The following is a 22,857-nucleotide window of genomic DNA, read 5'->3' as shown; positions in this document are numbered from 1 at the left end:
GCTTTGGTTATGCCCCCCGTGCCCTCTGCCCCCTCGCCTACCCCGGCCCTACCCCGCGACCTGCCGGTGTGGGAGCACGCGGCGGCCTGCCTGCGCGGGCAGGTGGGGGTAGTGCTGCTGTGCGTGCTCCAGAGCGAGGGCAGCAGCCCCGGCCGGCAGGGCTTCAAGATGGCCGTAACGGCTACGGAGCTGGTTGGCTCCATTGGGGGCGGCATCATGGAGCACAAATTTGTGGAGCTGGCGCGCAGTATGGCAGGGAAAGACGCGGCCGGCCCGGCCCTGCGCCACCAGGTTCACCGTAAGGAAGCGGCCATCGACCGCTCGGGCCTGATTTGCTCCGGCGAGCAGTGGGTGCTGGTTTTTCCGCTGAGCTCTCGCCATTTACCCACGGTGGAGGCTATTGGGCAGGTGCTGCGGACCCACGCGGGCGGCGCGCTGCGGCTTTCGGCGGCACAGGGGCTGCAGCTGCTGCCCGCCGCTACGGGCTACTCGTTTCGCTCCGGCCCGGCGTGGGAATACTCCGAGCGCCTGGGCTTCCGGGACCAGGTCACGATTGTAGGCGGCGGGCACGTGGGGCTGGCGTTGTCGCGGGTGCTGGCCACCCTGGACCTGGAGCTGACCGTGCTCGACGACCGGCCCGACCTGAATACTCACCAGCTGAATCCCTACGCCCACCACAAGCGCACGGTAGCTTACGACACCCTGGCCCAGGAAATTCCGCCAGGGCCCCACCAATACGTCATTCTGATGAGCTTTGGCTACCGCACCGACCTGCTGGCTCTGCGGCAGCTGCTGGCCCACCCGGTGCGCTACCTGGGCGTGATGGGCAGCGCGGCCAAAATCCGGGAGCTGCTGGCCACGCTGCGGGCCGAGGGAGCGACGGCGCAGCAGCTGGCGCGGGTGCGGGCCCCCATTGGGTTGCCCATCCATAGCCGCACTCCGGAGGAAATAGCCATCAGCGTGGCCGCCGAGCTGATTCAGGAGCGCAACCGGCCGGAGCAGCGCGGGTAGCTTTCAGCAGCCCGGCAAGGCCCGGCCGCGTTGGGTTTTTCTGGGTGCTTCCCCCCGCAAGCAAAACTCCTAATTGCCCGGCTCGTCGGTGGCTGGGGGGTTGTTGCCCTGCAGAAAGCCTTCGGTGAAAACGTGGTACTGGTCGAAGATAGAGCGCACGGAGCGGCGCAGCACTACCTCACCCTGAGGGCCGGAGGGCACGCTCACGCCGGAGGCATAGCCATTCCAGACGGCGCGGTTGGTGCGGTTGTCAATGAGCGTGACCAGCAGGGTACCTTCGGCGAGCAGCATCCGCACGGGCTGGTAGCCCTGGCGCGCCTCGGCGGGCGTGTCCTCGTCCTCGGTGCTGCCGTTTTTCACCCACTTCGAAAAGTCGTCCTGGCTGTAGCCGCGGAAACGCATGTCGCCCTCGAACAAGCGGAAGTTCACCAGCAGATCGGGGCGGCGGCGGGTGGGGCGGTACCCCTGGATTTTCATGCGGGTCCGGATGGCGTCGCGCACGGCCTCGCCCAGCCGGCTGGTGTCGGAGTTGATGCCTTCGCCGCTGATAAACTCGTAGGTGCGGTAGCGCCGGAACTGCCCGGCGTAGCTGTAGTCAGATTCTACCCGCGCCTCGCGCGACATCAGGCACCCGGACAGCAACAGGCCGCCGCCAGCCAGCAGAGTAGAGAGCAATTTCATAGGTCCGGAAGAGTTAGGAGCATGCAGCTTCTAAAATACGAAACCTAGTGTGCTTTCAGCCTGTCAGTTACGAGGTAAAATTATGGGACGAGCTCCAGTGCCTTACGGAGCGGCCGTTTTGCCGCTTTCCGCCGGTTTCAGGTTTTTTTCCAGCACCAGCGTCAGGCCCCTACCCCCCTGCACCGTCCCTATAATATCGAAGCCGAAGCGCAGGTTCAGGATCAGCATGGCGCGCCAGCGGTTGAAGGTTTGGGTCCGGATGCGGTGGTAGCCGGTTGCCGCACACCAGGCGTGTTGCCGCCGCATCAGCTCAGCCCCCAGCCCCTGCCCCCGAAACTCAGGCAGCACCCCGCCCAGCCAGCTGTAGTAGTGGCCGGGCTTGCGCTCATAGCCCAGCTTGCAGGCCACAGGCTTATTATCAGCAAAGGCCAGCCAGGCCTGCACTGGCTGCTTTTGTTGCTGGTAGCGCAAATCGGCGGCAAACCCGGCCGCGTCGTCTTCGAGCACATCGGCCAGTAGCTGGGTCAGGGAATCGAAGGAGGCATCGACAGCGGGCAGCTCGGCCCAGAAAACGTACGCAACAGACATGCGCCCAAGATAGGCACATAGCTCCCACTCCCTACCGGTACCCAGCCGCCTGCAGCTGAAACAGCTCGGCGTAGCGGCCGCCGCGGGCCAGCAGCTCCGGGTGGCTCCCGATTTCCACGAACTGCCCGTTTTCGATGACCAGAATCCGGTCGGCCATGCGCACGGTGCTGAAGCGGTGCGAGATGAGCACGGCGGTTTTACCCTGGGTCAAATCTTTGAAGCGCTGGAACACCTCGTACTCGGCGCGGGCATCGAGGGCAGCGGTGGGCTCATCGAGGATGAGGAGTTGGGCGTCGCGCATGTAGGCGCGGCCCAGGGCTATCTTCTGCCACTCGCCCCCACTTAGGTCCACGCCCCCGTTGAAGCGGCGGCCAATCATTTGGTCGTAGCCCTGGGGTAGCTTGGCAATGACGGAATCGGCCAGGCTTTGCTGGGCGGCCTGCTCAATGCGGGGCTGGTTGTCTTTCTGCTCGATGCGGCCCACGGCCAGGTTCTGGCCTGCCGGGAGCTGGAAGCGCACAAAATCTTGGAAAATCACCCCAATTTCCTGGCGCAGCTCGGCCGGGTCGTACTCGCGCAAATCGTGGCCATCCAGCAGAATGCGGCCTTCGGTGGGGTCGTAGAGGCGGGCCAGCAGCTTTACGAGGGTAGTCTTGCCGGCGCCGTTTTCGCCCACCAGGGCCAGCTTTTCGCCGGCCTGCAGCGTGAAGTTGAGGTTACGCAGGGCCCACTTTTCGGCGTTGCGGTACTTGAAGCCCACATTCTCGAACCGGAACCCTTCCCGGATAGGCCGCGGAAACGGCCGCACCGGCTGGCCCTCGTTGCGGCGGATACGGGGCTGCAGGTGGAAGAAGTCGAAGAAATCCTGCAGGTACAGGGCGCCTTCGGCCACGGAGCTGAACCGGCTCAGGATGCCTTCCAGCAAGCCCCGCATGCGGCCAAACGAACCCGCCAGAAAGGTAAGCTGCCCAATGCTCACCTGCCCGCGCACGGCCTGGCTGATAATATAGACGTAGGCGGCATAGTAGCCGGCCGCGCCCACCGCCGCGAAGAACGTGCCCCAGCTTGCGCGTCGAATCACGAGGCTTTTGTTCTGCTGATAAAACTCGTCGGAGAGGGTCCGGAATCGGTCAATGAGAAAGCCCGAGAGCCCGAAAATCTTAACCTCCTTGGCCGTTTCGTCGGAGGCGCCGGTCTGGCGCAGGTAGTCCAGCTCGCGCCGCTCGGGCGTCCAGCCGTGCACCAGGGAGTAGCTGCGCTCATTAAAGTGCGACTCACCCAGGAAGGCCGGCACCACCGCCACCAGCAAGAGCAGCAGCAGCCAGGGGTTGAACGCCACCAGGCCCACGGCCAGAAACACCATCGTTATGAAATCCTGGGCCTGACTGAGCACCTGGGCCATGAGCACAGTGCGCGAGAGGGTCTGGCGGCGCGCCCGCTCCAGCTTATCGTAAAAGGCGCTGTCCTCAAACTGGTCCAGGTCCAGCTCGGCGGCGTGCTGCATGAGGCGCACCGAGGTCTGGTTGGCAAACAGGTCGCCCAGCAACGAATCGAGCAGGGCCACGCCCCTACCCAGTGCATCGGAGAGAATGGCCAGGCCAAATTCCAGGGCAACTAAGGTCAGAACCGGGGTCAGGGCGCGCTCGGCGGCGGGCTGGCGACTGAGCTGCACTACCGTATCGAGGATCAGCTGCCCCACGTAGAGCATAGCCACGGGCAGGGCCGCCCGCAGCAGGCGGAGCGCCACGTTGCCCAGCGTAAGGGCCGGGCTGGTCTGCCAGATCAGGCGCAGAAATTCCGGCAGGTGTTGAAGGGCCGAAAACCGTTCCCGCACCGTCAGGGCGGGCTTGCCATCGGGGCGCGGCTTTTTGGCGGAAATAGTAGAGAAAAAGGAATCAGAACGAGCCATACTCCGGCTATACGGCACACTCCGCGCCGAAGTGCGGGAGCGGCCGTTTTGGCAGGGCAGAGGGGGTAGGAAGCGGGACAGCAGAACCTCGGAAAAACACGTCATCCCGAGCTTGCCAAGGACCGTATCACGGCAGCAGGAGTAGGTACCACGCTCCACGTTCCGGGGTTATAAGCTTCTTGGCAAGCTTAGGATGACGCGAGCTACCTCTACGCATTCATAATCTTACCCTGGTTATCCCAGTGGCTGTGCTTAACGGTCAGGCTGCCCAGCTCGCGCTTAATAGTGCGCGTAAATCGCTCGCCCACGATTTTGCCGTCGGGGCGGCGCTTGCCGAAGAATAGTACCACCGGCTCACCGTTTTCATTGGTGCGGAAGGTGATGTCGTAGCCCTTAAACACGTCGTTGATGGTGGCCCTGGGCTCGTAGATTTTGCTAAGCTTTTTGTCTAGTTCGTGGTGCAAGGGCATGATGACTTCGGGTTGGGTGCAGGGGTAGTGTACGGCTGCTTTTCGCGGGAGGTATAGCCCTGAGCTGTCCTATTGCGCACCCCAGGCAAGCGGCGGCGTACAGCCGGAATGCCGAAGAGCGTTACTTTACGGCACCAATTCTTCCTTGTGCGTACATATCCGCTGGGCTTGCGCAGGTAGCGGCCCGTTTGCACTCCCTATGCTGCATAGCATTCCGTTTTCTGCCTTCGATGACACGGCCCGCCAGGCGCAGTACGTAGCCGCCCAGGCCGCCCTGGAAGCCGAGCCCACCGCCTTCCCCACCCTCTTGCTCAGCAACTTCGAGGTAGAAGGCGAGGTAGTAGATGCCCTGGTGGTGCGCCCCCACAGCATCACGGTGCTGCTTTTCGTGCCGGAAGGTGGCCTGCTCGACATCCCCAATCAGCAGGACGGGGCCTGGCAGCTGGGCGCCTACACCCTGCACGGCGATGAGCACGCCGCCAACCCCTTCGAGCAGTTTCTGCGGCAGCAGGAAGCAGTGGCCAAATGGCTGAGCACGCAGCTCGCTCCCGCTCAGGTGCAGCCGGAGCTGATAACCGGACTGGTCCTGTTTGCCGGTCCCGTGCAGTTCGGACCGGGGGTAGAAACCTACCTGCGCCGCCAGCCCGGGGCCGAAAATTTTCAGCTGCTCAGCGAGATAAGTCAGCTCCCGCGCCGCCTGCGCCAGCTCAGCAACCCCGAAATCGACCTACCCACCGACGTGCTGCTGTCCTGGGCCCAAACTCTGGCTTTGCCCACCCCCACTTCTTACCCCTCCGATGACCCCGAACCCGAGGGCGGAAGCTACTGGGAAGAAAAAGCACGCCAGCTCTGGCGGTGGCTGGGGGCCGAGGACATTCCGCACGACGCGCCCTACGGCTCGGCAGCCGAGGCCGTAGCGGCCAGCGAGCAGGAAATGCACCGCCTGGAGCAGCTCAGCCACCAGGTACGCGCCGAGCTGGCCCAGCAGCGCCAGGAGATGGAAGCCCGCGAAGCCGAACGGGAACGAAGCATCGAACAGCTCCGGGCCCAGCTGACGCACGCGCCCGGCCCAGCCGCCGAGGTAGCTGCCTTGCAGGCCCGCCTGGCCGCCGAAACCCAAGAGAAAAACCGCCTGGAAGAAGCCATTCGGGCGGCCCAGCAGGAGTCGGCGGTGCGTAACCAGGAGCTGGACGCGCGCATTCAGCAGTTAAGCCACCTGATTCAGCAGCTGCAGCGCCAGCCCGAGCCGGTGGCTGCCGCTACCCCCGCCGCGCCGGTAACCCGGCCCACGCCCGCGGCAAGCGCCCCCGCTAAGCCTCCGGTGCGCAGTGCGGCGGGGCCCCCTACCCGCCCGGCGGCCGGCAACCTGCTTCCTCGCGACTCCTGGCGGATTAAGTGGCCGCGGGTGCTGCTGGTAATTCTGGGTATCGGCGGCATAGGCGGGGCCGTGTGGGGGGTAGCGCGCTTCGTCAGCACCCACTTCGCGGAGGCCTCTGCCCCTACCCGCCAGGCCCCGAACAAAGAGCCAGACGCCGAAGAGGAAACTGCCCAGGCCCCTTCTCTCACCGACATCCAGCCCGATACGCTGCTGGTGGAAGATGAGTCTGCGCCTGATGCGGCCCCTACCCCCACCGAGCAGCCAACCCCCGCCCCACCCGATAGCACCGACCAGGGTGTTGGCCCAGATCAGTCAGAGGAGGTAGGCACGGATGCGGAAACCACCGATTCGGCTGCGGTTGACGGTGAAATCCCCGGTAGATAGCCATCCACTTAGCAATAGAAAAAGCCCCCGCCGATATGGCGGGGGCTTTTTCTATACCTCAAATGAGTTGATTAGTAAGGCTTGGCTTCGTGGGCCATTTTCTCGGCTTGCTGGGCCGCTTCCGAGTTCTTGGCGTCGTTGTACTGGTTGCCGCCTTCGGCTGTTTTGCCGGCTTTGGCTTGCTTCAACCCTTCGGCCAAGCGGCGGCCGTACTCGGCGTCGCACTGGGTGCACAGGTCAACCATCTTGTCCTGAATTACTTGGGCGGCGTCCGTGAGGGCGCCCACCAGGTTGTTGATGAGGTCGTCCTTTTCCCAGTCCTCGTGCAGGCGCCACCGCTCACCGGCTTGCTTGAAGTTGTTGGTACGGTCGATGCTCTCCCGGATCAGGCGGCCTTCGTAGCGGGGCGTGTGGTCAGGGAAGGTGCGGGGCGCTTCCTTCAGGCCACTTAGCGAGGAGGGCTCGTAGTTCACGCTTAGGTTCTGGCCCGGGGCCGAGTCCACGTGGTAGGTCATCTGCCCGTCGCGCTGGTTGGTGGCGACGTGCTTTTTGGGCGCGTTGATGGGCAGCTGCAGGTAGTTGGCCCCCACGCGGTAGCGCTGGGTATCCGAGTACGAGAACGTGCGGCCCTGCAGCATCTTGTCGTCCGAGAAGTCGAGGCCATCGACCAGCACGCCGGTACCGAAGGCTACCTGCTCTACCTCGGCGAAGTAGTTTTCGGGGTTGCGGTTCAGCGTCATCTTGCCTACGGGCAGGAAGGGGAACTGATCCTCGGGCCAGATTTTGGTGTCGTCGAGCGGGTCGAAATCCAGCTCCGGGTGCTCGTCGTCGCTCATGATCTGCACGCACAGCTCCCACTCCGGGAAGTTGCCCTTGGCAATGTTCTCGAACAGGTCCTGGGTGGCGTGGTTGAAGTTCTTAGCCTGGATGGCCTCCGCTTCCGGAGCCGTCAGGTTCTTGATGCCCTGCAGCGGCTCCCAGTGGTACTTCACCAGCACGGCTTCGCCCTTGTCGTTCACCCACTTGTAGGTGTTCACGCCCGAGCCCTGCATCTGGCGGTAGTTGGCCGGAATACCCCAGGGCGAGAACAGAAAAGTGACCATGTGCATGGCCTCCGGGGTGTTGCAGATAAAGTCGAAAATCCGCTCCCCGCTCTGCCGGTTCGTTACTGGGTCAGGCTTTTGGGAGTGAATCAGGTCGGGGAACTTGATGGCGTCGCGGATAAAGAACACCTTCAGGTTGTTGCCTACCAGGTCCCAGTTGCCGTCTTCGGTGTAGAACTTCACGGCGAAGCCGCGGGGGTCGCGCAGGGTTTCCGGCGAGTGGCCGCCGTGGCCTACCGTGCTAAAGCGCACGAATACGGGCGTTTGCTTGCCCGCCTGCTGAAACAGCTTGGCGCGAGTGTACTTGGCAATGGGCTCGTCGCCTACCTTGCCGTAGGCCTCAAACACGCCGTGGGCGCCGGCACCGCGGGCGTGCACCACCCGCTCCGGAATCCGCTCCCGGTCAAAGTGGCTGATTTTTTCCAGAAACTGATAGTTTTCCAGCGTAGCCGGCCCGCGGTTGCCCAGGGTGCGCAGGTTCTGGTTGTTCGTGACGGGGTGGCCCTGGCGGGTGGTCAGGGTGTTAGCATCCTCGCCGCTGGCCGTGCGCTGGTCGTACGCCGAGCCGGTGCCGGTTACGGCCGTGCCGGTCCCCGACAGTGCGTCGGCGGAAGCGGCGGAGTGGCCGTTTTGCGCTTGATTCTGCTGATCTTGTGCCATACCTGATAATGTGTGAGTGATGGATGTAATACCGGCAAGGTACACCAGAGGTTAGATCTAGTGGAGAATTTTTCTCCGAAAGAATTTTGGCATTTTCCTTCCTGCCCCACCGAAAGCACGTTTTATACGGCCGCCCGAAGCTTGAGGAGCTACCTTTGCCCTCTATGTCTGCTCCCGCCGCTCCTGCTCCTACCCCCGTCTATACCATCGGCTTCTGGCTGATGTGCCTCTCGTCGCTGCTCTTTTTTATGAGCTTCAACATGCTCCTGCCCGAGCTGCCCGACTACCTTACGCGCCTGGGCGGGGCCGAGTACAAAGGCTTTATCATTGCCCTGTTCACGCTCACAGCCGGCCTTTCGCGCCCGTTCAGCGGCAAGCTGGCCGATACGGTGGGCCGCATTCCGGTGATGGTGTTTGGCTCTTTGGTGTGCTTTGTGTGCGGCTTCTTCTACCCCTTCACGGCCACGGTGGCGGCGTTTCTGGGGCTGCGGCTGCTGCACGGCTTCAGCACGGGCTTTAAGCCTACCGGTACCGCCGCCTTCATTGCCGACATCATTCCCTATGCCCGCCGGGGCGAGGCCATGGGGCTGCTGGGGGTAGCGGGCTCCCTGGGCATGGCCGCCGGGCCCATGTTGGGCTCTTTCCTGGCCGAGCAGTTTTCGCTTGACACTATGTTCTACTGTTCCTCGGGCCTGGCCCTGCTGAGTTTAGCAGTACAGGGCACCATGACGGAAACCCTACCCCAGGCCCAGCGGCAGCGCTTTAGCTGGAGCCTGCTGCGCCTGGATTGGAGCGAGGTGCTGGAACCCCGCGTGCTGAAACCGGCCCTCGTGACGCTGCTGTGCCTGTTCCCATTCGGGGCGGTGCTCACCGTCATTCCCGACCAGAGCCGGCTGCTGGGCCTCACCCACGGCAGCAAGGGCCTGTTTTACACCTGCTACACCGGCGCTTCCCTGGTAGTGCGCCTGCTGGCCGGCAACGCCTCCGACAAGTACGGGCGCGTGCCGGTGCTCATCGGCTCCTCGGCCCTGATGGCTTTTGCGCTGAGCCTGATGGCCCTGGCTACTTCCACACCGCTGTTTCTGGGCGCGGCCATTCTGTTCGGGCTGGCCACGGGGATGAACTCCCCTACCCTCTACGCCTGGACGGTGGACCTGAGCCACCCCGAGCGGCGGGGCCGGGCTGTGGCTACCATGTACATTGCCCTGGAAGCCGGCATCGGGCTGGGCGCCCTGCTGGCCGGCTGGCTCTACGCCAACGAACCCGCCCGCCTACCCCTCGTGCATAGTTTAAGTGCCCTGACCGTATTGGGTGCCCTGCTCTACCTGATCCGTCACCGAAAAATTACAACGGCCGAGGTGGGATAGGGCTTGGCAACTCAACGGCTTTTCAATAATTTTACTCCGGCCTGGTCCGGCTGGGTGGTTTATTCGGAAGAGCTTATTATTGGTTTGATGTTTACTTGTATTGCTTCCGCCACCCGGCGCGGAGCCTTCGGCAGCCTGTTGCTGCTCTCTTTACCTGCGGCCGCGCAGGCCCAGGAGCTACCCCTTCGTTTTGGCAAGCTGGACGCGAAGGAAGCCGCCGAACTGCTGGCTCGCCCCGCCCCCGACTCGGCCGCCGCCGAGGTGCTCTGCAACTTCGGACAATCCAAAATTCAGGGCGCGCAGGAAGGGTTTGAATTGCGCTTTGAGCGCACGGCCCGCCTGCTGATCCGGCGCCGCCCGGGCTATGAGCACGCCACAGTGCGGGTGGTGCTCTACCACGACCCCAAAGACGGCCGCCGGGAGCAGATTCTGCAGCTCAAGGGCTTTACCTATAATCTGGCGGGCAAGGAGTTGACCAAGGAGCCCCTGCGCACCGAGGCCGTGTTCAGCCGCAAGCTCAATGAGCGGCTTGATGAGTACGCCTTCACGCTGCCCAATGTGCGGGAGGGCTCTATTCTGGAGTTTACCTACGTTATCCGCTCGCCCTTCCTGTTCAATCTGCAGGACTGGCAGTTTCAGCAGGAAATTCCGGTGCGCTGGAGCGAGTACCGGGTCCAGATTCCGGGCTTTTTCGTGTACAAGGAACTGAGCCACACCTACTGGCCCTTCGCCATTAACGAGACCGGTTCCGCGCCTTACACCACCGCCTACCGCGAAAAAGTAGAGGATTCCTTTGGCGGCCACGCGGGCTTGCAGGAACGCTCCTACTCCATTTCCACGCAGGCCATCACCCGGCGCTGGGTGCAGAAAGACGTGCCGGCCTTCCAGGAAGAGCCCTTCCTGACGACGGAAACCGATTACCTCAGCCGCGTAGATTTTGAGCTGGAGCGCATTCAGTTCGACCCCAACCGCGAGCCAAGCTACGTCATCGGGACCTGGGCCCAGATTGAAAAGCAACTGCTGGAGCACGAGGAGTTCGGCCAGTATTTGAAGCGCGACTCGCCCCTGGCCGACGGGGCCGCGGCCCTGCGTACTATTCCGGACCCTACCGCCCGCGCGGTAGCAGCCCGCCAGCTGGTGCTGCAGGCCGTGGGCTACTCGGGCACCACCTCCCTGTACGCGCGCAATTCCCCCAAAAAGGTACTGGAAACCCGCCAGGGCAACGCCGCCGAAATTAATCTGCTGCTGGTGCGGATGCTGCGTGAGGCTGGGCTGGAGGCCCAGCCCCTGCTGCTGAGCACGCGCCGCCACGGCCGGGTGCAAGCCGAGCTGCCGGTGGTCAGCCAGTTCAACTATGTGGCGGCCCACGTAGCTCTGCCCGGCGGGAAGCAGTTGCTGCTGGATGCTACCGATGCTACCCTGCCCCCGGAGCTACTGCCCGAAAACTGCCTTAACGGCCAGGGCCGTCTGCTGGGGCCGGCCGGGCGCTGGGTTTCCCTGGCTCCTGCCACCTCCCATTTGCGCTACACCCACGCCCGCCTCACCCTCGATGCCAAGGGTGGCCTGCAGGGCACCGTGCGCCAGGAGTTTGCCGGGTACGCCGCCGCTGAAAACCGCCAGCCCCTGACCGAACTGCGCCAGCAATGGCAAAAGGCTCACCCCGACTGGCAGATCGATAAAGCCGAGGCCACTACCTCCGACCTCTCCCGGCCCGTGGCTCTTAGCCTGAACGCGCGCCTGCCCGGCGCCGAAGCCCCGGCTACTACGCTCTACGTACGGCCCGTGGCCCAGCTGGGCGTGCCGGCCAACCCGTTTCAGCACCCCGACCGCCTGTATCCGGTAGATTTGCCCACCGAGCGCCGCCTGGAGTATATGGTGGAGCTGACGCTGCCCGAAGGCTACGCCGCCACCGAGCTGCCGGCGGGCACTACCCTGAACCTGCCCAACAATGGCGGCCGGTTTATCTTCAATGTGGGTCAGCCTACGGCCCGCACGCTCACCGTAACGGGCCGCCTGCACCTGACCAAAACCCGCTACTCGGCCGAAGAATACCAGGCCCTGCGCGAACTGTACACCCGGGCCCTGGCCAAGCTGGCCGAGCCCATTGTGCTGCACCGCCACTAAATCCGGCTGCTGGTTTGGTTGCGCTCCGCTGAATAATGATATTCAGCTCTACCGCGTTCCTTCGCCCCGGCCCCACCTTGGTGCCACTTCTTATTTCCCGCTTACGGGCGCAGCGGCCGGCTGGCCGCGAACATGTATCCTTTGATTTTCACAATTACCCTACCCCCGTTGGTATGATGCAACCTTTACTCCGCCGGCTGTTTCTGGCCGGCCTCTGCAGCGTCGCGGCCGTGTCGCTGGCCCAGGCCCAGGCCGAGCCCATTAAGTTTGGTAAAATTGATGAGCGCGACCTAACGGGGCAGAACTTCGTGGCCGACAGCGCCGCTCCGGCCGTGGTGCTCTGCGACTTTGGCCGCTCCATCTTCGACTACAACGAAGGACAGTTCCGGGTGATTTTTGAGCGGGTAGCGCGCATCAAAATCCTGAAAAAAGCCGGTTACGAATACGCCACGGTAAAAGTACCCCTCTACCACCGCGGCACTACCGAGGAAAAGATGAGCGGCTTGCGGGGCTTCACTTATAACCTGGTAAACGGGCAGGTAGTCAAGGAAAAGCTTAATTCTGAGTCTATGTTCCGGGAGGTAAGCACCCCCAACGTGAACATCCGCAAGTTCACGATGCCGAATGTGCGCGAGGGCTCTATCATTGAGTTTACCTACACCGTGGCCTCGGAGTTCACCTTCAACTTCCAGGACTGGTCGTTTCAGTCAGATATTCCGGTGCGCTGGAGCGAATACCGCGCCGCCATTCCGGAATACTTCGACTACAAGATGCTGATGCAGGGCTACGAGCCCCTGGAGGTGCAGGAGCGCAACGAAGGCGTGACCCAGTACTCCATCCGGTGGTCGTCGAGCATGGATATGCGCACGGGCGAGCGGGAATCGGGCGGGGCTACGGTGGTTACCCCGCGCGTAACCAACTACCGCTGGGCCATGAAAAACGTGCCGGCCATGCGCGAGGAGCCCTACATGACCACCACCGACGACTACGTTTCGAAGATTGACTTCGAGCTGGCTGGCATCAAGTGGCCCGACGAACCCTACAAGCCCGTAGCCAACTCCTGGGAAAAGATTGACCGGGAGCTGCTCAACGAAGATAACTTCGGGGCCCAGTTAAGCCGCGGCGGTTTCCTGAAGGAGCAGGTGGCGGCTCTGGCAGCCCAGCACGCCGATCCGGCCCTGCGGGCCGCCGCCGTGCACGATTTGGTGCGCCGCGCCGTGAAGTACAACGGCAACAACGGCCTGCTGTCCTCGGGCACCCTGCGCCGCATTTACGACCAGAAATCCGGGTCGTCGGCCGACGTAAACCTGCTGCTGATTGCGGCCCTGCGCGAAGCCGGCCTGAAGGCCAACCCCGTGGTGCTCAGCACTCGCAGCCATGGCCGCATGGAAACCAACGTGCCCCTGCTCAGCCGCTTCAATTACGTAATTGCCCACGTAGCCCTGCCCGAAGGCAAGGAGCTGCTGGTGGATGCTACCGAGGAGCTGGCCCCCTGCGGCATGCTGCCCTACCGCTGCCTCAATGGGGTAGGCCGCTTGGTGATGAGCAAAACCGAAGAATCGCGCTGGGTGGAGCTGAAGCCCGCCGACCGCCTGCTCACCTACCGCCAGATCAACCTGACCGTGGATGAGAAGGGCGGTATGACCGGCAAGGTGCACCAGGAGCACGGCGGCTATCTGGCCCTGGATCAGCGCGAAAAGCTGCGCAAGCTGGGCGAGAAAAAGTACGTGGAAGAAATAACCACCGGCTACGAAGGCTGGAGCATTCCGAAGTACGCCTTCAAGGAGCGGGACGCCTTCCATAAGCCCCTGACGCTGGAATACGACTTCGCAGCTACTGGCAGCGACACCCCGGTGGGCACCATTTACCTGAACCCGCTGCGCTATTTCGGCACCAACAAAAACCCCTTCCTGCACGAAGGCCGACGCTTCCCCGTGGACTTCGGCACGGCCCTCGATGAAACCATCATGATGAACATCACGCTGCCGGCAGGCTACGAGCTGGAAGAGACTCCGAAGGGCATGGCCGTGGAGCTCCCGGAGGGCGGTGGCCGCTTTATCTACAACGTGCAGCCCGGCCAGGGCATCCTCCAGATTGTGAGCCGCATGAGCCTGGTGCGGCCCGTGTACTCGGCCGAAGAATACGCTTACCTGCGGGAGTTCTTTACCCACGTCATCACCAAGCAGGGCGAGAAGCTGGTCCTGAAGAAGAAAGCCTGATGCGCACTTGTTTGCTACCCCTGGCCGCCGGCTGCACTACGGCCCTGGCGCTGCTGCTCGGCGGCCCGGCCCATGCCGCCTACGGCCCCGCGCCCAAATACGCGGTGGCTACCCTGCCCGCCCCGCTCCGGGAAAATGCCCACGCCGTGGTGCGCCGCCACGAGGAAACCCTCACGGTAAAATCGGTGGGGCGCACGGTGGAAACGGTGCGCCGGGCCGTAACGGTGCTGGATGAAGCCGGCGCCCGTTGGGCTCAGGAGCTGGTGTACTACAGCTCCCTGAACAGCATCAGCTACTTCCGGGGCAGCGTGTACGACGCCGACGGCCGCCTGCTGCGCCAGCTGCGCGCCGCCGACATCCACGACATCAGCCTCTCCGACGGTTTCAGTCTGGCCACCGATGCCCGGGGCCGGGTAGCTGACCTCAGCCAGCCCTCCTACCCCTACACGGTGGAGTTTGAGTACGAAGTGGTGTCGGACAACCCGCTGTTTTACTCCACCTGGCGCCCCCAGCCCGTGGAGCAGCTCAGCGTAGAGCAGGCCTCGTTTAAGGTGTTGATGCCCGCGGGCCTGCCGCTGCGCTACCAGGAGTTCCGCCTACCCCCCGGCGCGGCCCAAACCCGCCGGACCCAGGGTAGTCAGGAGCTCTACGAGTGGCAGGTGCACGACCTGACTGCCCGCGAGGAGGAGCCCGATGCGCCCTCAGTAGCCGATGTGACGCCCGTTGTGCTGACTGCCCCTACCGAGTTTGAGGTGGAAGGCCACGCCGGCCGCCTGAATTCCTGGGCCGACCTGAGCCGCTGGACCTACGAGCTGAACGCCGGCCGCGACGTGCTGCCGCCCGCCCTGCAGGCCCGCATTGCCGCCCTGGTGCAGGGCGAAACCGACGAGCGGGCCCGCATCCGGAAGGTGTATGAGTTTCTGCAGGCCAACACCCGCTACGTATCCATTCAGTTGGGGCTGGGCGGCTGGCAGACGTTTCCGGCCGCTTCGGTAGCGGCCAACGGCTACGGCGACTGCAAGGCCCTGACCAACTACTGCAAGGCCCTGCTGGGTGCGGCGGGCATCACGGCGCACGCGGCCCTGGTACGCGCCGGCTCCGACGAGCAGGACATCCGGACGGATTTTCCCAGCTCCCAGTTCAACCACGTGGTGCTGTGCGTGCCTCTGGCCAAAAGCGCCCGCCCCGATACCGTGTGGCTGGAATGCACCAGCCAGAGCAACCCGTTCGGGTACATGGGCGGCTTTACGGGCAACCGCCACGCCCTGCTGCTACTGCCCGAGGGCGGCCGCCTGGTAGCCACGCCCCGCTACGGTGCTGCTGAAAACCGGCGCGAGCGGCGGGCCGAGGTGTACCTCGATGCCCAGGGCAACGCCACGGCTACCCTGCGCACGTTGCGCACGGGGCTGGAGTACGATGCCGTCTCGGAGCTGCCGGGCCTGGACCTGGCCGAACAGAAAAAGCACATCAGCAACCGCCTGCCGCTGGCCAATTTCACGCTCACGAAAGTAACCTTGCGGCCTACCCCACCCGGCGCGGCCGTACCCGGCCTGACGGAAAACCTAGCCCTGACCTTGCCGGCTCTGGCTCCGCCCAGTGGCCGGCGCGTGTTCCTGACGCCCAACCTGCTCAGCCGGTGGTCGGCGCCGGCGGGTACGGTGGGCGAGCGGCAGACGGATTTATGGCTGGATCATGCCCTGACCCAGACGGATACCGTGCGCCTGCACCTGCCCGCCAGCCTGCGGCCCGAGCAGCTACCGGCCCCGGTGCAGCTCAGCACCCCGTTCGGCACCTACTCCAGCCAGCTCCAGACCCTGCCCGATGGCACCCTGCAGTACATCCGGCGCCTGCAGCTGCCCCGCACCCGCTTCGCTCGCACGGAGTACCCGGCTTACCTGGAATTCCGCCGCAAAATCAGCGCCGCCGACAAGGCCCAGCTGGTGCTGCTGAAAACCGATGCGTGAGTAAGTTTTCGTTGTGATTTCTGCAAAGCGCCTACCCTGCTACCGGGTAGGCGCTTTTCTGTGGCTATTAGTTGGTATCGGCCGCCCGGCAGCACCCTGGCCACAGTGGCTGCCACCACTGTCGGTGGGCTGGTGAAGTGGGTACAACTCGCTGTGATTTTCAGCAAGCCAGAGTCCGAATTATGTGTTCTGCCAGCCTAAGGCTCCGGGCGCAAAACGCCTACATTAGAGCCTTGGAATTGTTTACGGCTCTGTTGCCTCCTACCCCCTTGTTATGTCTGAAACACCTACTTCGCGCCCAGGGCCCTCGGCTTACCTGAGAAGAGCCGCTTTAACGGCTCTCCTGGCCGTTTCCGGCTCTGCTGCCGTGGCGCAGCAGGTGCTTTGGGCCGATGCTCCCACGCTACCGGCGGCAGCCCGGAAATCGGCGCCGCCGCTGACGTACTTCCGGTCCGTTACGTTCCGGCTGCCGGCCCTGCGGAGCGCGTTGAGGAGTGCCCCGGTGGCGCGCGGCACCAGCGCGGCCGGCTCGGCCACCGTGGTGTCGTTGCCCTTGCCCGATGGCACTTCCCAGCGGTTTCGGGTGGCCAGGGCGCCCGTCATGGCGCCCGAGCTGGCCGCCCGCTTCCCCGATATCCAGACCTACGCGGCCCAGGGCATCGACGACCCTACCGCCACCGCCCGCCTCGATGTGAGCCCTTCTGGGTTTCATGCCCTGATTCTGGCCGCCGACAAAACGGTGTACATCGATCCGGCCGAGCAGGGCACGGATACCCACCTGGTTTTCGACCGGCGGGCCATGAACCGCGCCGCGTTTCCGTTTGTGTGCGCCACTGCTTCGGCGGCGGAAGACGTAGCGCCGGTGTCTCTTCGCCAGGCCGCCCGCGCCGCCGTACCCAACGGTACTACCCTGCGCACCTACCGCCTGGCCCTGGCCTGCACCGGCGAGTATGCTGCCTTTCACGGGGGTACCAAAGCCGGAGCCCTGGCCGCCATGGTCACTTCGCTCAGCCGCGTGAATGGCATTTATGAGAAAGAGCTGGCCGTGCGGATGCTGTTGGTGGAGAATACTGACCGGCTGATCTTTTTGGATGCGGCCAAGGACCCCTATTCTAATGACAACGGCGAGGCCATGCTGGAGGAAAATCAGCAGGCCGCCGATTCGCTGATCGGGCCCGCCAACTACGACATCGGACACGTGTTCAGCACGGGCGGCGGGGGCATTGCCCTGAAGGCCTCGGTGTGCCAGCCGGAAAAGGCCATGGGCGTTACCGGCTCCACGGCGCCCCGCAACGATGCCTTCGACGTGGATTACGTAGCCCACGAAATGGGGCACCAGTTCGGGGCCGACCATACCTTTAACAGCACCACCGAGTTTTGCAGCGACAACCGGGTTTCGGCGTCGGCCTTTGAGCCGGGCTCGGGCTCTACCATTATGGCCTACGCCGGCATCTGCGGCGCCGACAACCTGCAGCCCAACTCCGACGCCTATTTTCACTCCCGCAGCTTCGACCAGATTGTGGCCCACATTACCGGCCGCGGCAACTGCTCCGTGAATACTCCCTCCGGCAACAACCCGCCCCAGGTAGATGCGGGCGCCAACTACGCTATTCCCATCCGGACGCCCTTCGTACTGACGGGCTCGGCCACCGATGGCAACGGCGACGCCCTGACCTACGCCTGGGAGCAGTACAACCTGGGCCCCGAGGGCAGCCCGAACGCGCCCGCCGCCGATGCCCCGATCTTTCGCTCGTTCCGGCCCACTGCCAGCCCCTCCCGCACGTTTCCGCGCCTGACGGATATTCTCAGCAACACCCAGACCATTGGGGAATTGCTGCCGACTTATGGGCGGCGGCTGATCTTCCGGCTGGTGGCCCGCGACAACCGCTCCGTGGGCGGGGGGGTAAACTACGATTCCATGCACGTAGTGGTAGTACCCACGGCCGGGCCGTTTGTGGTGCGGGCCCCCAACACGGCTACCGCCTGGCTGGCGGGCGCGCAGCAGCAGGTTATCTGGGACGTAGCCAACACCACCCAGGCTCCCATCAATGCCACCACCGTCAATATCTTGCTTTCCACCGATGGGGGCCAGACCTATCCTACCGTGCTGCTGGCAAATACGCCCAATGATGGTTTTGAGAACGTAGCTATACCGGCCGGCACCACCGCCAGCACCGCCGTTCGGGTGCGCGTGCAGGCCAGTACCGGCATCTTCTTCGATATTTCCGACCAGAATCTGACCCTGGCGGCGCCCACCGGCCCCACCTTTTTTCTGCAGAGCGGCACGGCCGCTACGCTGGCACTTTGTCCGGGCAGCGCCGCTACCCTCCCCATCGGCGTGGGGCAGCTGCTGGGCTTTGCCGGCGAGGTTGCGCTGTCGGCCACCAACGTACCGGCCGGCGTAACCATCAGCTACGGGGCCCCTACCCTGGCGGCGGGCGGCAGCACTACGGCCACCATTGCCACGGCTTCCACGGCGGCGGCCGGCACCTACACCATTCGGCTGACGGGCACGAGCGGGGGCGTGACGCGGGGGCTGGACCTGCTGCTGACCCTGCAGCCCTCGGCCACGCAGGCCGCCACCGTAACCACCCCGGCCGCCAATGAGGTGGCCACCCTGCGGCCGCGCATTACCTGGACGGCCGTACCCAACGCCACCGCTTACGAGGTGCAGGTAGCTACCGATGCCGCCTTCGCCAACCTGGTTATCAACCAGGCCGGCCTGACGGGCACCAGCTTTACAACGCCGCTGCTGCAGCCCACTACCTCCTACTACGTGCGCGTGCGCGGCCTCAGCAACTGCGCTACGGCCCTGTATTCGGCTACCCAGCCGTTCCGGACGGGTACGCACACGCTGCGCGCCATTACGGCCCCCCAGGTTCCGCGCTCCATTGGCGCGGGCGCCGGGTCCGTACTTACCTCCAGCATTTTCATAGGTAATACCGAGCGGGTTTCGGACGTGCGCGTGCGCGACCTGACGCTTACCCACCCCGATATCAGTGAGTTGGAAATCACCCTCACCAACCCGGCCGGCAGCCGGGCCGTGCTGCTGGCCCAGGCCTGCCCCGGCACGGCCAACCTAAACCTGAGCTTTGCCGATGAGGCCGCCGCCCCGACCTGTCCTATTCCGGCGGGCATCAGCGTGCGGCCGGCTACTTCTCTCGGGGAGCTGCTTAACAGCCCGGCCTTTGGCAGCTGGACGCTGACCATCCGGGATGCCAGGGCGGGCAACGGCGGCACCCTCACCGGCTGGAAGCTGGATATCTATACGTTGAACGAGCCCCCGGCCGCCCCTTCCGGCCTGAGCGTGCAGGCCCCGGTTGCGGCCAGCAACACGGTTAGCCTCAGCCTGCAGTGGTCAGACAACTCGGGCAACGAAACCGGCTTCGAGATTGAGCGGGCCCAGTTGAATACCACGGCTTTCAGCCGGATTGCTACCGTAGGAGCTAACATTACTGATTACACCGACCAGCTCCGGACCAACGGCACGTTCTGCTACCGGGTGCGGGCCCTCAACGCCAACGGCGCCTCGGGCTACTCCAACGAAGGCTGCCAGACGGTTGCCACCATCACAACTACTACCAGCGCGGTTCTGCTGCCGGGCATTGAAGTGTACCCCAACCCCAGCCCGGCCCTGTTCACGGTAAAGGTAGATAACGCCCACCGCGGCCCACTTACTCTGCGCCTGACCGATGGCCTGGGCCGCAGCCTTTTCACCCAGACGCTGCCCAAAGCTGCCGCAGCCTTCCACTACCCGCTTGATCTGCGCCACTTGGCCCCAGGGGTGTACCTGCTGCACCTGGATATGGCCGACGGCTCGGCCGTAGTGCGGCTGCTGAAGCGATAGCCTCCGTCTTCTGATTCTATAAAAAGGCCGCTTCCTGAACCGGAGGCGGCCTTTTTTTTGCGTTCATCAACCTGTTATGCTACCCTCCTGCCCCGCTTAAAACCGATACCGCAGCTGGGCTTTTACCTCGGAGCGGGTAGCGCCTTCAATTTCTTCGAGGCCGGAGCCGATGGTGTTTTGGTGCCGGTAGTGCGTGGTGGCGTAGCGCGCCCACAAGGTCAGGTGGCGGTTGAGGTCGTACTGAGCCAGCAGGTATGCCCGCGTGCCCTGCCCCGAGAGGGCCGGCACCGAAAAGGCATACAGCACGTCCTGCTCAAACACATACTGGCGGGTGTCGTAGTCGTCGGTGTCGAAGAGGGCGTAGCGGGCCGAGAGGCGCAGGCGGCGCAGGGGCTGCACGGTTACGTCCTGGGCCAGCACGTAGCCGCGGCGGGCGGGGCGGCCCTCCTCCTGGTATTCGGTGCCCTGCACGCGGGTACGCAGGCTGAGCGCGGGGGTAGGGCTGGCATCATACAACACCAGTACGCTTCGGCGGCGGGTAGGCACGGGCAGCGGCACGGGGCGCAGGGTATCGGCGTCGTAGGCCTTGATGCGCTGGCGCAGCTGGGCGTACAGCAGGCTGGTTTTGGTAGGGCTGAAGGTGAGGCGCAGCAGCCAGTCGTGGCCGGCGCTGGGGGCGCCCACCTGGTAGCGCAGCCACGGAAACCGGAACCGGTCGTAGTACGCCGACACCTCCCAGCGGGCCGCCGGCCGCACCTTCAGGCCCAGATACAGGCCGTTTTCGTTGATGTTGCGGGAGTTTTCGCTGAGGGCGTTGCCGTAGAGGGTGTGAAAATTCCGGTCGTAGCGGCGGTAGAGCACGGCCGCATCCACGGTGGGCGCCAGGCTGGCCAGCAGCCCATTTACGGTGCCCAAGCCCCCGCTGCTGCTGCGGGCCGTTTCGCCGAACAGCAGCAGGTTGCGCCATACGTAGCTGTAGTGCGCCCCCAGGGCCAGGTTGCGGCGCCCCCGCAGCTCGAAGGCATTGTAGGGCTCGTCGCGGCGGAGCAGGGGCTTGTCGAACTGGGTATTGACGGCGGTGAGGCCCACTTGCAGGTCGCCGCGGCGGCTGCCGTAGCTTAGGTTGCCACCCAGCACGGTTTCGCCCAGCACCTGGCGGTTGGCCAATTCCGTGGGGGTGCGGTGAAAGCCCGTCAGCAGCAGGCCGGAGGAAAACTCGCTGAAATCAGCCAGTGAATCCTGCGCCGGCTGCACGGAGGCATCAATGCGCTTGCGCGAGGCAAAGGCCGTGGCCCGCACCGTGGAAGTAACAGCCACCGTAGCCGCCGCCCCGCGGAAAAACGTGTTTTCCAGCACCGAAGAGTAGGGCCGCACCCCAATGGAGCTGCGGCGCAGGGTGGTAATGGTTTCGGCTCCCTTCCCCACCGACAGCCCCGAGGACAGCAGCAAGCCCTGCCCGAACTGCAGCTGGTAGTCGCCGAGGGCCAGGGTTTTCAGCCGGCCGCGCTCCTGCAGTACTAAGTGGGCCGAGTAGAAATCGGCGCCGTAGCGGCGGGTAGCGGGGTCCCAGCGAAACGCCTCGCCCGCGTCTTTTTCGGCCGTGAAACCCAGGCTGAAGTCCTTGCTGTGGCTGACGCGGTAACGTACCAGCAGCTTGTCGGGCGAGCCGAGGTAGCGGGTGGCGGGCGTGCCGGTGCGGGTGGTATCGGGCGGGGCATAGCCGGGCCGGTCCTGGAGCACCCGCTCGTAGCGCAGAAACAACGCGTTGTTTTCTTCGTGGGCAATCCGCTGCCAGAGCGGCCCGCGGCTGGCGTTGGGGCTGGGGGTAGCGGCCGTTACGAAGGGTGCGGCCCGGTAAATGGTGCGCAAATCAAAGGCCTCGATGGTTTGCAGCTCGTACAGGCTCAGCAGCGCCCCTTGGCGCTGCCGGTGGTCCAGCAGGCTGGTAATCTGTTTTTCCGACAGCAGCAGCAGGCCGCGCAGCTCCTCGCGGCTGGCGGTGTTGAGGTTAAGGGGTGTTTGGTAGTACTGCAGCAGGGTTTCGTAGAGGTCCTCGTAGGGCACCTGGTCGCTCTGGATTTCGGCAAACAGCTCCTGGGTCAGCCGGTCGAGGTCGGGCACGGCGGGGCGCGGGTAGTCCTGGGCCCACGCGGGCAGGGCGGCCAGCAGCGCGGCCCCTACCCCCACCACAACGCGCACCCTCATGGCTGCTTGGCGGGCCGGTGCCAGGCCACGCTTACTTGCTGACTCAGGCCCAGGGCCTCGTGCCAGCCGGCGGCATAGTCAATCTGAAACTGCCCGGCCCGCAGCCCGGCCCCGCCCGTGAGCTGGCTGGTCAGGGAAGAAAGTCCGGCCCGCAAGGCCAGCACCGGCAGCGGCTGGTACTCCAGGCCCGCCTTGAAGTCGGCGTCCTGCTCCACGTCTTTTTCGGTTTCGGCTAGCAGCAGCACTTTTTCGGAGGGCCGCCACGCCAGCCCGGCCCGCAGTACCGTGGGCACCCGCTCGTTTTGGTAAGCGGCCAGGCGGGCCTGGTTAAGGTTGTAGAGGGTAGCCCCGAAGGTGAGCTTGCGCGGAATAATGTCGGCTTGCCCGCCCAGCGAGGCCGCTACCACCCGCCGGCTGCCCAACGCTTCCAGGCTGACTTGCAGCACCTCCACCCGCGCCCCGAGCTGCACCGTGCCCAGGCGGTAGCCGTAGCCCAGCCCTACCCGCTGCTCGGAGTAGAGCTTGCCCCCGAACCGCTGGGCCGTGATGCCCAGCACGCCGTAGCGCGGGGCCTCGGGGGCCGCTACGGCGGCGGGCAGGCCGGCCACCGGCGCGGCGGGCGCCGGGTAGCCCAGCGGCACCGCGGCCGCCACCGCTACGGTATTCAGCGAAGGAAGCAGGTAGCGGTTTTCGGCCCCGAATCCAACCGCCAGCTGCCGGAGGCTACCCAGCGCGGCCACGTTGTTGGCGCCGCTCCACACGTCACCATCGAGCACGACGCCAATCTGGCCGAGGCCGGCACTGCGGGCGCCCCACAGGCCGGGGCCGTTGCCCTGGCCGCGGGCCTCCTGAAACACAGCCATAAGAATAGCTACGCCGAGGTAGAATTTTAGCATATAGCGGATAGTAATAGACTTTGCAGCTGGAAGATAGGCAGGCTACCTCAT

14 protein-coding genes are annotated in these 22,857 nt (G+C 64.5%); 7 read left to right on the top strand and 7 right to left on the bottom strand.

Annotated features, from left to right (window positions below):
• Positions 1-9: 9 nt before the first annotated feature.
• On the top strand, positions 10-1,011 hold the full coding sequence (locus GGU46_RS05945; RefSeq protein WP_183402653.1) for an XdhC family protein: 1,002 nt from the start codon (positions 10-12) through the stop codon (positions 1,009-1,011).
• Positions 1,012-1,080: 69 nt separating this feature from the next.
• On the opposite strand, the gene GGU46_RS05940 is transcribed toward GGU46_RS05945, so the two are convergent.
• From GGU46_RS05940 to GGU46_RS05925, 4 genes are all read right to left on the bottom strand, one after another.
• Entirely contained in the window at positions 1,081-1,692 is a 612-nt protein-coding gene (locus tag GGU46_RS05940; protein WP_183402652.1) for a DUF4136 domain-containing protein, read from the bottom strand.
• A 102-nt stretch (positions 1,693-1,794) separates the two neighbouring features.
• Positions 1,795-2,280 carry a GNAT family N-acetyltransferase gene (locus GGU46_RS05935; RefSeq protein ID WP_183402651.1) on the bottom strand — a complete coding sequence of 162 codons (486 nt, stop codon included), beginning with the start codon at positions 2,278-2,280 and terminating at the stop codon, positions 1,795-1,797.
• Between the two features lie 31 nt (positions 2,281-2,311).
• Entirely contained in the window at positions 2,312-4,189 is a 1,878-nt protein-coding gene (locus GGU46_RS05930) for an ABC transporter ATP-binding protein (RefSeq protein WP_183402650.1), read from the bottom strand.
• 209 nt (positions 4,190-4,398) lie between these two features.
• Positions 4,399-4,659, bottom strand: a complete 261-nt coding sequence (locus GGU46_RS05925) for a hypothetical protein (protein WP_183402649.1) — start codon at positions 4,657-4,659, stop codon at positions 4,399-4,401.
• Between the two features lie 199 nt (positions 4,660-4,858).
• Between GGU46_RS05925 and GGU46_RS05920 the strand changes: the two genes are divergently transcribed.
• Positions 4,859-6,421, top strand: a complete 1,563-nt coding sequence (locus GGU46_RS05920) for a hypothetical protein (protein WP_183402648.1) — start codon at positions 4,859-4,861, stop codon at positions 6,419-6,421.
• 71 nt (positions 6,422-6,492) lie between these two features.
• Here the strand turns inward: GGU46_RS05920 and GGU46_RS05915 are convergent, their stop codons facing one another.
• Positions 6,493-8,184 carry a catalase gene (locus GGU46_RS05915; RefSeq protein ID WP_183402647.1) on the bottom strand — a complete coding sequence of 564 codons (1,692 nt, stop codon included), beginning with the start codon at positions 8,182-8,184 and terminating at the stop codon, positions 6,493-6,495.
• 164 nt (positions 8,185-8,348) lie between these two features.
• Here GGU46_RS05915 and GGU46_RS05910 point away from each other — a divergent pair, with 164 nt between their 5' ends.
• The 5 genes from GGU46_RS05910 (at position 8,349) to GGU46_RS05890 (ending at position 19,705) form a co-directional block, all read left to right on the top strand.
• Complete coding sequence (locus tag GGU46_RS05910) at positions 8,349-9,551, top strand: MFS transporter (RefSeq protein WP_183402646.1); 1,203 nt, start codon at positions 8,349-8,351, stop codon at positions 9,549-9,551.
• Positions 9,552-9,638: 87 nt separating this feature from the next.
• Positions 9,639-11,675, top strand: a complete 2,037-nt coding sequence (locus GGU46_RS05905; protein WP_183402645.1) for a DUF3857 domain-containing protein — start codon at positions 9,639-9,641, stop codon at positions 11,673-11,675.
• Positions 11,676-11,848: 173 nt separating this feature from the next.
• The gene (locus GGU46_RS05900; protein ID WP_183402644.1) at positions 11,849-13,894 is read left to right on the top strand and encodes a DUF3857 domain-containing protein; all 2,046 of its coding nucleotides are present in this window, start codon (positions 11,849-11,851) and stop codon (positions 13,892-13,894) included.
• On the top strand, positions 13,894-15,858 hold the full coding sequence (locus GGU46_RS05895) for a DUF3857 domain-containing protein (protein ID WP_183402643.1): 1,965 nt from the start codon (positions 13,894-13,896) through the stop codon (positions 15,856-15,858). Before GGU46_RS05900 ends, GGU46_RS05895 begins: the two co-directional genes overlap by 1 nt.
• A gap of 274 nt (positions 15,859-16,132) precedes the next feature.
• Positions 16,133-19,705, top strand: coding sequence for a reprolysin-like metallopeptidase (locus tag GGU46_RS05890; protein WP_183402642.1), 3,573 nt, complete (start codon positions 16,133-16,135; stop codon positions 19,703-19,705).
• 96 nt (positions 19,706-19,801) lie between these two features.
• Here GGU46_RS05890 and GGU46_RS05885 read toward each other — a convergent pair whose 3' ends face one another.
• The gene (locus tag GGU46_RS05885) at positions 19,802-21,910 is read right to left on the bottom strand and encodes a helix-hairpin-helix domain-containing protein (protein WP_183402641.1); all 2,109 of its coding nucleotides are present in this window, start codon (positions 21,908-21,910) and stop codon (positions 19,802-19,804) included.
• On the bottom strand, positions 21,907-22,806 hold the full coding sequence (locus GGU46_RS05880; RefSeq protein WP_183402640.1) for a hypothetical protein: 900 nt from the start codon (positions 22,804-22,806) through the stop codon (positions 21,907-21,909). Before GGU46_RS05880 ends, GGU46_RS05885 begins: the two co-directional genes overlap by 4 nt.
• Positions 22,807-22,857: the final 51 nt, after the last annotated feature.

It is taken from the genome of Hymenobacter latericoloratus, from assembly GCF_014199535.1.
In the GTDB taxonomy this organism is placed as follows: domain Bacteria; phylum Bacteroidota; class Bacteroidia; order Cytophagales; family Hymenobacteraceae; genus Hymenobacter; species Hymenobacter latericoloratus.
The sequence above is the reverse complement of the archived record's forward strand: the minus strand, read 5'-3'. Positions and strand labels throughout refer to the sequence as shown.